Raw genomic sequence first — 10,713 nt, 5'->3', positions numbered from 1 at the left:
GCATTGTACTTCGTTCGGTTACGTATTGCTCCATCTGCTTCTCATCCGCACCTGGACATGATGCGGCGAGATTTTTCTGCTGGGATTTGCGGGCCTGTTGACTGGCAGGAAGGTAGGTCAGGTGCAGATATTGCCTGGCAGATTGGAGAGGAAGATCATGGCCCAGGTTCATGCCGTTGGCGATGCCCTGACCATGGCTCACTGCCTTTGCGCAGTTTTCAACCGGCTTGTGATCACCGAGAAAAGGGTCGAACGCCTTCAGTGGACGTTTGGGTGTTTGCGCTCACTTTTCAGCTCGATACACGCGGTATAACGCATCCTCTGCGGAGATGACGGTGTCTCGTACTGTCTGATAGAGGTTGCCGTCCTGAAGTTCCAGGTCACTCAGACAACAAACGGCTTCTGCAGAGTGGCTCTTGTCCAGACTTTTTACAGTAGAGGAGAGGGTCTTGCGGTACTGCTTAAGGGTAAACTCACGGGCTTTTCCCAGGCCGATCAGGAGCACCCGTTCTGCCAGGCTACCAGGTACGTCGTACAACATCACCTGCTCACCGGACTCTCCATTCATATCGCCACGCTTCAGAATCTTGGTAAGGTATCCCTTGCCGGCCTTGTCCACCTGTTGCGCAATGGGTGAAAGCCGACGGTGGGAGTAGACGCCAAGCACCAGGCAGGCGGTACGTTGTTTGGTGGGATCCCCAGACTTGATGCTGAATTCCATGTATCGTTGACCCTCGATATTTTGGTGGAGATGATGCCTATCCAGGCCGCAATTCTTGATAGGATAGGGTTCCGAAATCATTATAGACAGCCAGTAGTCTACCTAAACAGCAACGATTTACCATTGCCGTGATCTCTCTCATCGACCGTTATCTGCTGCAGGAAGTGTTCAAGGCGCTGTTTGCGATCCTCTTGATACTGCTGCTGGTATTGGTCAGTCATAGTTTTATCGGTTTTTTACAACAGGTGGCGGTGGGAGAGGTGAGTGCGGATGTCCTCTTCCAACTGCTGGGACTGCAGATTTTTCGCTATCTTGCCCGCCTGATTCCGCCCGCTTTCTTCTTCGCAGTGCTCTACGCTGTTGGCCGGATGTACCGGGATAGCGAGATGATCGCCCTGGAGTCCTGCGGCGTAGGCAGCCTGCGTATCTTTCGCAGCATCCTGCTGGCGGGGTTGCCGGTTTCCCTGCTGGTGGCCTGGCTCTCCATGGGGGTGCAGCCCTGGTCGAGTCAGCTGATTGCGCGGATCATCAGCGGGCAGACGGGCCAGTCGGTTGAACTGGCGGGTGTGAGTCCAGGACGGTTCAACGAATACAGCAAGGGCGATCTGGTCTTCTATGTGGAGTCGATCTCCAAGGAAGATCACCTCATGCACAACATCTTTGTGCAGATCCGGCAGGGGGATGAGCTGGGTTTGGTGACCGCAGACACCGGTTTTCAGCGGGTGGACCCGGAGACGGGTGACCGGTTTCTGGTATTGAAGGATGGATTCCGCTACAAAGGTCAGCCCGGTCGGGCGGATTATGTGGTGAGTGAATTTGGCGCCTATGCCCTGCGCATAGGGGAGGCCATGCCCACAGTGGGCAATCGTCCCCGTAACAGCCTGCCGACCCATGTCCTGCTGGCATCGCAGGACATCTACGACCGCTCCGAATTTCAATACCGCCTGTCACCGGCACTGGGAGTGCTGGCCTTTGCTCTGCTGAGTCTGCCGTTAAGCCGTTCGCTGCCGCGACAGGGGCCCTTTGGCCGTCTGGCCCTGGCGTTTCTGATCTACACCATCTATCTCAGTCTTCAGGGCGTATCCGAGAACTGGATGAAGGATCAGGTGACCCCCGCGTGGCTGGGCATGTGGTGGGTGCATCTTTCCATGGGGACGCTGGCGCTCGTTATGCTGATACCGGACCGTGTCTGGTATCGCCGCTGGCGCCGTCGTCTGCGTTGGACTCGGGCATGACCAACCTGCTGGATCGTTATATCGGCCGCTCCGTGGCATTGGGGATGTTGATGGTTCTGGCGCTGTTGTTGGTGCTGCTGGGGTTCTTCTCCGTGCTGGGAGAACTGGAAGAGGTGGGCAAAGGAAGTTACACCACGGTCAAAGCCTTTACCTATGTACTCCTGATCCTGCCCCGTTATACCTACGAGATCTTCCCCGTCGCCACCCTGCTGGGGAGTCTGATCGGCCTGGGGGCGCTCGCGAACAACTCCGAACTGATCGCCATGCGTGCCGCGGGGGTGTCGATATCCCGCATCGTGGGGGCTGTTCTGAAGACCGGTTTTGTTATGTTGCTGGTTATTCTGGCTGTCGGGGAGCTGTTGGCGCCGGTAACCGAACAGCGCGCCCAGCGTATGAAGATGGACGCACTGTCGAACCAGGTGACGCTGCAGACCAAGTACGGATTCTGGGCGAGGGACGGCGATACCTTCATCAATATCCGCCGTATCCTACCCGACTCAACATTGGCTGATATCTCGATCTTCGAGTATGGGGTGGGAAGAAAACTGCTGCGGGCCACCCATGCCGATACTGCCCGATATGTCGATCCTGAATGGGAGCTGGAGGGTGTGGAGCAGAGCGAATTTGGCGCCGGACGGATTACCACGAATCGATTGGAGCGCCTGCGGTGGCCGACCCTGCTGGAGCCGGCATTGCTGGATGTGGTGACGGTCCAGCCCCACATGCTGCCGGCCTGGGATCTCTGGAGCTATATCCGCTATCTGACTGAAAATGGGCAGGATGCCGCGACCTACGAAGTGGCTTTCTGGGGAAAGCTGGTGTCACCCCTGGTGACATTGGTCATGCTGTTTTTGAGCGTGCCCTTTGTGTTCGGCGCTTTGCGTAGCGTCAGCATTGGTCAGCGTATCTTTACCGGTGCGGTCATAGGTACGGTTTTCTACCTGGTGAACAGGGCCTTCTCCTATCTGGCGGTGGTCTACGACATCAACCCGCTGTTCGCGGCATCCTTCCCGACACTGTTCTGCCTGTTTTTGGCATTTTGGTTTTTTCGCAGGGTGCATTAGCTTGAGGGGTCGGAGTCGAGAGTGAATATGTTGGGGAGTGGCATGAGGCGAGATAAATGCGATGCGAGTGATGTGACTTCGTAGCTGAATCGACTCTGACCTCTGGAGCTACCAACAATCAACCACTTGGGTAGGTTGGGTTATGCCGTCTTTTTGGCCGTAACCCAACAATATGCTAATGCGACTTGGCAACGATTACCAGCCGGGTACCCGACATCCGGTCATGCCAGGCCAGTTTTTCCGGGTCGAATAAGATCCACAGGAATCCCAGCCCAAAGACCAGCCAGGAGAAGATGGCTGCCAGGTGACGTTTCAGGGCATCGCCCCAGGTGGGTTTGCCTCCATCGGCGCGCACCAGTCGCAGTCGCCAGGCCCGCATGCCCAGTGTCTGGCCACCCCAGGCCCAAAATCCGGTGAAAAACGCCAAGGGTATGATTTCGAATAGAAAAAGCTGGTAGACGATGAGTAAGCTACCGCTTGGCATTCCCAGCGGCAGCGTAATCAGTGTCGTAGCCACGGCCATCAATGCCACCAGGAGCAGGCCGTCGTAGAGCATTGCAGCAATCCGTCGAAAAAAACCCGGGGCTACCGCCTCTTCAAGATTTACAGGGTATCGTTCATGCATCCTGGGATTCTACCGGAGCACTAGTGGTTTGTGATAGGGAAGATCCCTTGGTCAGACAGGTAAAACTCCGAGCTTGTCAATTCTGATCCTTGAACTACCTTTACCACTCCCTAGATTCAGAATATTGCAATCTATCCAGGACAGAAACAGTGGAACATCGTTGTGCCGTGCGTAAACCTATCGCGCTTGACGTAACGCTCAATTACCGTGGGCTTGGTTTGATCAGTGGGAAAACCCAGGATGTGGGATTGGGTGGCATGTTCATCAATGTCGGGCGTGTCCAGTTGGCAATTAATGCCTTGGTGGACATCACTTTCCCAGTCAAATGCCCCACGAAAAGCATGTTGTGCAAAGCCAAGGCATTGGTAGTTCACCATAGGGCGGACGGCGTCGGCCTCATGTTCAGTGAATTGGATACCGATGTCCGTCAGATGCTCAGGCGGGTTCTGAATGGGCAGACTGATACAGCGATGACAAGACCTGGACTGGCGCCTGCCTCGAGTCCCGGCAGGGCAATCGGAATCTGATACAGCGGTTATCTTAAATCTTGGTTAGACAGATTTCATATTTGGCTGAAACTTTTTTCTATCCGGGAAATACCTGGAATCTTCGAATGAGGCGCAAATAGCGCCTCTTTTTTTGGGAAAGAGATCGGTTTTGGTTTCGGGAGTCGATTTCGCTACCTCAGTAGAGGGAGGCAATATAAGATCAAAACCCCTTTGGACTATCCAGCGGCCTGTGAAAGTCCTATGATCAGTCTCATGATGGTTTCGTATATCATTGAAATCATAGGGTTGATCATTTGGGTATTTGATGGCGCACACGGGCAGAGGCAGGTTTTTTCGCTGGTTTGAGCGCATTCCGTTGCAGTGGATATCAATCCTTGTGGGCGTGCTCTGTGGACTGTTGGTCTGGTTGGTGCTGGACCCCATACAAAGCCGGGCGCTGGGCGAAATTTTTCAGGGCGAACTCGAACTGCAACTGGATCGACGCGCGCGCGACACCCGTTACCGGTTCGAGCAGTATCTACGGCAGTGGCAGATTGCAGCGCATGGTCTGTCGCAGCATTGGCGTCTGGTCAATCATGTTCAATTGCCTGATTGGGAAAGTCGCCAGCTATACCCCAAAACCTATATAGAATCACAGCCTGCATGGCTGGAGATGGGGCATCCAATGGTTGGTTCTGTGGCACCGAGTCAGGTGGTGCTGCTGGATGCCAAAGATAGGGTGCGGGAGATATTTCATCAGCAGGACACACCTTTCCCGGTAGCGAGAGCGGCCAAGGGATATTCAGGCAGAGATGGCGCTGTGGTGACAAATGTCTGGCAAGCCCCCTACCTGATTGCCTGGGCGACCATTGACGATCCACATGGTCGGAAGAGGGCCGTTTTGATGCTGGTCATCCCCATCGACGAACAGTTTCTGCTTGAATCCCAACAGGCAGTGACTGATGACGGTAGCGTTGTGGGTTTGTTGGATGCGGACCGCCAAGTGTTGCTTTCGAGCAGTGACGAGAAACGGGTATTGCGCAATTCAAAACTAAGCCAATGGGAAGATGACTATCTCGTTACCTCACAGTCATTTACGGCTTATGAGGGGTCAGACCAAAATATTCAGTTTGCCACATTGATATCCCGTAAGCGGGTGGAGCAGACCAGCCAGCGAATTCTTGCAAGCGAGCGGCGCGAACGGTTGCTTGAAGCTGCCGCTTTTGTGGCGGTGTTCTCTCTGCTGTTTTTCTTTGTTTCCGCCCGGCTCAATCACTTTCTTCATCGAATATCCATCCTTGGTCGGAGTGCATTGAACATCGAACAGCCAGTGCAGGATCGGGGCAACCAGTTACTGGTGCTGGAAGCCTGGATTCAGGACTATTTTCAGCGTGTTGGCGCGGCGCAGGATGAGGTGCAGCGCGAACATGAGACGCAGATTCACGATTCCGAGGTGCTGAAAAGCACACTATTGGATACAGCGCTGGACTCAATTATTACGGTGGACTCGGCAGCGACAGTGGTTGAGGTGAATGCAACCGCAGAACGGACCTTTGGCTTTGAGCGTGACCATCTGATAGGACAATCCATCACACACCAGCTGATCCACACGGATGACAGGGTACGTTTCAGGAAGCTGCTGGAAGCCTGCCGCAATCTGCCGAAAGGTGCGAGCGCCTGTGCCCCAGAGGGTTTTTTGGCGACGGACGTCAATGGTGCCGAGACGCCTGTCGAGTGCTCTGCGGTGCCTATCTACATGCACGAACAGAAGCTCTTTACCCTCTATCTAAGGGATGTCAGTGAGCGGCGCAAGGCAGAACGGGAGATTCAGAGCCTGGCAAAGTTTACCAGTGAAAATCCAAGTCCGGTGTTACGCATAAACAACCGTGGTGTGATCACCTATGCCAATGCGGCAAGCGAACCCCTGCTCGACTATTGGGGGTGTGAACTGGCCCAGACGCTGCCGATGTATTGGCGCAATCTGGTGTTGGAGACACTGGAGGCGGGCCATAACAGGGAGTATGAGCTTGCCAGTGATGGGCAGATTTTCTCCCTGCTGCTGGCGCCGATTATTGAGCTTGGTTACGTCAATATTTACGGCAGGGATATTACCCAAGTGCGAAGTGCTGAGCAGCAAAGCCGCCAGCACCAGTCGGAACTGGTACATGTTTGCCGGGTCAGTACTATGGGTGAGATGGCCACCGGACTGGCGCATGAGTTGAACCAACCGCTTGCCGCCATTGTTAATTTCGCCAGTGGCTGCGTACGCCGTCTACAGGCGGGGATCGGCGGCGAGGCGGAATTGGTGGATGCAATGGCCCAGATCACCGTTCAGGCGGAACGGGCTGGAGAGATCATCAAACGTCTGCGCAGTCTGGTGGGTAAGAAGCCCCGCGAGCAGACATTGGTCAACCTGAATGAGTTGGTCATTGAAGTTGCTTCGTTTGTGGAGTACGAGGCAAACAAGCGATCTGTCGAAATTATTCTCGACCTCGCAGGTGAAGGCCTGCCGGTGAAGGTCGACCTGGTGCAGATCGAGCAGGTGCTGCTCAATCTGGTGCGCAACGCCATTCAGGTGCTCCAACAGGTAGAGGTGAGCCAGAGAAGACTGACGCTGGTTACCTGCAAACTGGATGAGAGGCGGGTGGAGATACAGGTTCGGGATACCGGACCCGGTATTTCACCTGATATTATGGAACACTTGTTCGACGCCTTCTTCTCGACCAAGGAGAGTGGGATGGGCATGGGGTTGGCCATCAGCCGCAAGATTATCGAGGATCACCAGGGTGATATTTTCGTGACTACCGAACTGGGATATGGTACTGAATTTACGGTTATATTACCGACCGATCCAAAGCTGGAACTACCGGGATACTGAATCTATGAGCAATGAACCGACGGTATTTGTTGTTGACGACGACCAGGCCATGCGTAACTCCCTGAAGTGGCTGATCGAGTCCGTGGCCATGCAGGTGGAGACCTTTGACTCTGCGAGTGCTTTTATCTCAAGCTACTATCCGGGACGTTCAGGCTGCCTGTTACTCGATGTACGTATGCCGGGCATGAGCGGGCTGGAGTTGCAGGAGTACCTGATGAATCATCAGATTGCGATCCCGGTCATCATCATTACCGGACATGGCGATGTGCCGATGGCGGTACGGGCGATGAAAGCGGGTGCTGTGGATTTCATCGAGAAACCCTTCAATGATGAACTGTTGCTGGAGAGCATCCGGCATGCGCTGTCACTTGACGAGCAGCAGCGGGATTATCAGTCTCAACTCGCTGAGATCGCCACCCGCCTTGCCCGGCTCACGCCCAGGGAACATGAGGTGATGGAGATGGTGACCAGAGGCAAGGCCAACAAAGAGATTGCCACCACCCTCGGTGTCAGTGCAAAGACGGTTGAGGCTCATCGTGCCCGGGTGATGGAGAAGATGGAGGCGGGATCGCTGGCCAAGCTGGTGCGCATGGCGGTTCTGGCCAATATAGTCAAGGAACATGTGAAAGAGGAAGAGTAGATATTCATGCGGAAGATTCGTGCAGGCGCGCTCGCCTGGGTCTTCTATGATTGGGCGAATTCAGCCTTCGCCACAACGGTGATGGCCGGTTTTTTTCCGCTTTTCTTCAAGCAGTACTGGAGTGTGGGCGTCGAAGCCACGGAGAGTACCTTTCGTCTGGGTATGACCAATTCACTGGCGAGCCTCGTCATCGTTTGTCTGGCGCCCCTGTTGGGATCTATTGCAGATCAGGCCGGGGCAAAAAAAGGTTTCCTGCTCTTCTTCACCTCAATGGGCATAGTCATGACCGGAGCCCTCTATCTGGTTGGACAGGGCAGCTGGGTGATGGCGCTGACACTCTACGGACTGGGGATTCTGGGTTTTTCCGGGGGTGTTATCTTCTACGACGCCCTGTTGGTGTCGGTGGCGGAGGAGAAGGATTACGACTGGCTCTCCGCACTGGGTTTTGGCGTAGGCTATCTGGGGGGAGGGCTGCTTTTTGCCTTCGATGTGGTGATGACGCTCTATCCGGAGTTTTTCGGTCTCAGCGGTACTGCCGAGGCGGTCAGACTCTCATTTATCACGGTCGCCCTCTGGTGGGGCCTGTTCTCGATTCCTGTCTTTCTGTTCGTTAAGGAACCCCAAAAAAAGCGTGGTGAGGGCAGTCATCTGCTGGCCGGTTTTCGACAGCTGCTGTCGACGCTTCGCAAGCTGCGGCAGTTACGCATGACCTTCCTCTTCCTGTTGGCCTACTGGCTCTACATCGACGGGGTCGATACCATCGTGCGCATGGCGGTGGATTATGGACTCTCTATCGGCTTTGATGCTAACAATCTGATGACAGCCCTGTTGATTACCCAGTTTGTCGGTTTCCCTGCGGCTATTCTGTTCGGACAGCTGGGCGCCAGAAGAGGTCCCAGGCAAGGGATTATGTTGGCGATCTTCATCTATCTATTGATTCTGCTTTGGGCCTACCGCATGGAGTCGGTCTGGGAATTCTACGCACTGGCTGTGGCTATCGGGTTGGTGCAGGGAGGGATTCAGTCGCTCTCCCGCTCACTCTATGCACGCTTGATACCGCGGGATCAGGCTGCGGAGTTTTTCGGTTTCTACAATATGCTGGGCAAGTTTGCCGTGGTATTTGGTCCCCTCTTGATGGGCTGGGTTGGCGTGATTACCGGGGATGCACGCATAGCCATTCTTTCGGTGACAATACTATTTGTAGCGGGAGCACTGCTATTGAGCCGGGTCGATGTAGCCGAGGGAGAGGCGGCAGCTCGTTCATTTTCTGCGGGCTAAATGTGACACATACAGTTGTAAGGCAGTTTTTTTCCGACCTCCGCGATGGTGCGGATCATCTCTGTTTCATCATTGTCGAATAGCCTTGTCTGTTCATCACGTTTTTCTAGCAGCGTCCTGACATAGACCTCAGTCTGTTCCCGGAAGGCTTCGTGATTTGGCGCTTCCGTGACATCCCGGCAAATTGGGCAAGCGACAAACAGGCCAGTCTTCAAGCCTATCTCTTTGGCGATCTTCTCACGCTTCATCTGGTCGGATAATAGAAAGTCGAAGAGGGCCATTTGTTACTCCAAGAATGAGGTTGGAAACCATTTTATTCGATTACGTGATCACAGTGGAAATCAGCGTAAAATGCCCGCCAGAAAACACTTTTTTACCACGAAGCACACTAAGAATATTTATGCTTAATCAATCTGTTACCTTCGTGTTCTTTGTAGTTAGATACGGGTTTCCAGATGGATACATGGTTTATGTTTAGTTTGTTTTTGAGTACAGGATGACAATGGCCAAGGATAAAATCTACGCAGACCCCCAGGCACTGGTCACCGACTTTGTTTTCGATGAGGCGGTGGCAGGTGTCTTCCCTGACATGATTCAGCGTTCGGTCCCGGGTTACGCAACCATCATCAATATGATCGCCACCCTGGCAGCCCGGCGGGTGCAGTCTGAGGGCCTTTGCTACGATTTGGGCTGTTCTTTGGGTGCCGCTGCCTTAGCCATGCGAGCAGGCATCGGTGACAGGGATTGCCGTGTCATTGCGGTGGATAACTCTCCCGCCATGCTGGCAAGGGCCAGGGAGTTTCTTGAGGCCGATGCTGGAAAGGCGCCTGTGGATTTTGTGTGTGCCGATATTCAGGATATCAAGGTAGAGAATGCCTCCATGGTAGTGCTCAATTTTACTCTCCAGTTCGTGTCGCCGGAGCGGCGATCCGGACTGTTGCAGCATATCTTCGACGGTATGCTGCCAAATGGAATTTTGGTGTTGTCGGAAAAGATTGCCTTGGGAAAGCCTCAGGCGCAGGCCCTTTTTACCGACATGCACCATGCCTTCAAAAAAGGCCAGGGCTACTCGGATCTGGAGATTAGCCAGAAGCGTACCGCCCTGGAGAATGTGCTGCTTCCCGAAACCCTGGCTACCCATCAGGACAGACTGTTTCAAGCCGGCTTCAATACCGTGGAAGTCTGGTTTCAATGTTTCAATTTCGTCTCTCTGCTGGCCATCAAATGAACGGCGATTGGCAGTGGATGGTCCCCCTGATGAGAACGCCCTTGGGGCGTTGGCTGGAACAGTTGCCAGCACAGGTTGAGTCTGTCTGGAGGGAGCGGTCCCACGGCGATATGCAGAAGTGGTCTGAGGTGATCGCCGCACTGCCTTCCATCGAACCCTCACAGATCGATCTTAACTCCAGTGCAGTGACTATCAGGACGGAGCAGGACTGTGACGAGGAAATTCGGCAGCAGACCGCTGGTCTGCTGAAACAGCTCCATCCCTGGCGCAAAGGGCCATTTGACATTGTCGGTATCCGGCTTGAGCACAGAGTGGCGTTCAGACTGGAAATGGGCGCGCCTGCAGAGCTATCCAACTTACGGGACCGGTTGGTGCTGGATGTGGGCTGTGGTGGCTACCACTGCTTTAGCGCATGGTTGGGGAAGGGGCGCCAGACAGGTGATCGGCATCTGACCCCACGCAGCTTTTTCGTCAAACAGTTCGAGGCGATCCGTCACTTCTGGGAGGGCAATTCCGGTGGAGGTGCTGCCCAGGTATCGAGATCTTCCCCCCCCGA

The 10,713-nt window shown here is 54.4% G+C and carries 12 protein-coding genes; 8 read left to right on the top strand and 4 right to left on the bottom strand.

Annotation, left to right across the window (positions count from 1 at the left end):
- Together G9Q73_RS19245 and G9Q73_RS16255 are read right to left on the bottom strand one after the other, a co-directional pair.
- On the bottom strand, positions 1–202 hold a 202-nt coding region (locus G9Q73_RS19245), incomplete at its 3' end, for a hypothetical protein (protein ID WP_218649976.1).
- Between the two features lie 81 nt (positions 203–283).
- Positions 284–721, bottom strand: coding sequence for a M17 family peptidase N-terminal domain-containing protein (locus G9Q73_RS16255; RefSeq protein ID WP_177420705.1), 438 nt, complete (start codon positions 719–721; stop codon positions 284–286).
- Between the two features lie 128 nt (positions 722–849).
- Here G9Q73_RS16255 and lptF point away from each other — a divergent pair, with 128 nt between their 5' ends.
- Complete coding sequence (gene lptF, locus G9Q73_RS16250; protein WP_177420704.1) at positions 850–1,956, top strand: LPS export ABC transporter permease LptF; 1,107 nt, start codon at positions 850–852, stop codon at positions 1,954–1,956.
- Entirely contained in the window at positions 1,953–3,020 is a 1,068-nt protein-coding gene (lptG, locus tag G9Q73_RS16245) for an LPS export ABC transporter permease LptG (protein WP_177420703.1), read from the top strand. Before lptF ends, lptG begins: the two co-directional genes overlap by 4 nt.
- A gap of 175 nt (positions 3,021–3,195) precedes the next feature.
- On the opposite strand, the gene G9Q73_RS16240 is transcribed toward lptG, so the two are convergent.
- Entirely contained in the window at positions 3,196–3,645 is a 450-nt protein-coding gene (locus G9Q73_RS16240) for an RDD family protein (RefSeq protein ID WP_177420702.1), read from the bottom strand.
- Positions 3,646–3,812: 167 nt separating this feature from the next.
- Between G9Q73_RS16240 and G9Q73_RS16235 the strand changes: the two genes are divergently transcribed.
- The 4 genes from G9Q73_RS16235 to G9Q73_RS16220 all read left to right on the top strand — a co-directional run bounded on the left by G9Q73_RS16235 (position 3,813) and on the right by G9Q73_RS16220 (position 8,929).
- Positions 3,813–4,172: a PilZ domain-containing protein gene (locus tag G9Q73_RS16235; RefSeq protein WP_177420701.1), complete on the top strand. Its 360-nt coding sequence runs from the start codon at positions 3,813–3,815 to the stop codon at positions 4,170–4,172.
- A 286-nt stretch (positions 4,173–4,458) separates the two neighbouring features.
- Positions 4,459–7,011, top strand: coding sequence for a PAS domain-containing sensor histidine kinase (locus G9Q73_RS16230; RefSeq protein WP_218649975.1), 2,553 nt, complete (start codon positions 4,459–4,461; stop codon positions 7,009–7,011).
- Positions 7,012–7,015: 4 nt separating this feature from the next.
- A complete protein-coding gene (locus G9Q73_RS16225) occupies positions 7,016–7,651 on the top strand; it encodes a response regulator transcription factor (RefSeq protein WP_177420700.1) in 636 nt (211 codons plus the stop codon).
- 6 nt (positions 7,652–7,657) lie between these two features.
- Positions 7,658–8,929: an MFS transporter gene (locus tag G9Q73_RS16220; RefSeq protein ID WP_177420699.1), complete on the top strand. Its 1,272-nt coding sequence runs from the start codon at positions 7,658–7,660 to the stop codon at positions 8,927–8,929.
- Here the strand turns inward: G9Q73_RS16220 and G9Q73_RS16215 are convergent.
- Positions 8,926–9,210 carry a hypothetical protein gene (locus tag G9Q73_RS16215; RefSeq protein ID WP_177420698.1) on the bottom strand — a complete coding sequence of 95 codons (285 nt, stop codon included), beginning with the start codon at positions 9,208–9,210 and terminating at the stop codon, positions 8,926–8,928. The genes G9Q73_RS16220 and G9Q73_RS16215 overlap by 4 nt on opposite strands.
- Positions 9,211–9,431: 221 nt before the next feature.
- On the opposite strand from G9Q73_RS16215, the gene cmoA reads away from it, so the two are divergent.
- Entirely contained in the window at positions 9,432–10,157 is a 726-nt protein-coding gene (gene cmoA / locus G9Q73_RS16210) for a carboxy-S-adenosyl-L-methionine synthase CmoA (protein ID WP_304956614.1), read from the top strand.
- A gap of 29 nt (positions 10,158–10,186) precedes the next feature.
- Positions 10,187–10,713 (top strand): DUF1698 domain-containing protein (locus G9Q73_RS16205; RefSeq protein WP_177420696.1); only part of this gene is annotated, 527 nt, incomplete at its 3' end.

It is taken from the genome of endosymbiont of Lamellibrachia barhami (assembly GCF_011947365.2).
Lineage (GTDB): Bacteria > Pseudomonadota > Gammaproteobacteria > Chromatiales > Chromatiaceae > QGON01.
This window is presented reverse-complemented; position numbering and strand designations above follow the sequence as displayed.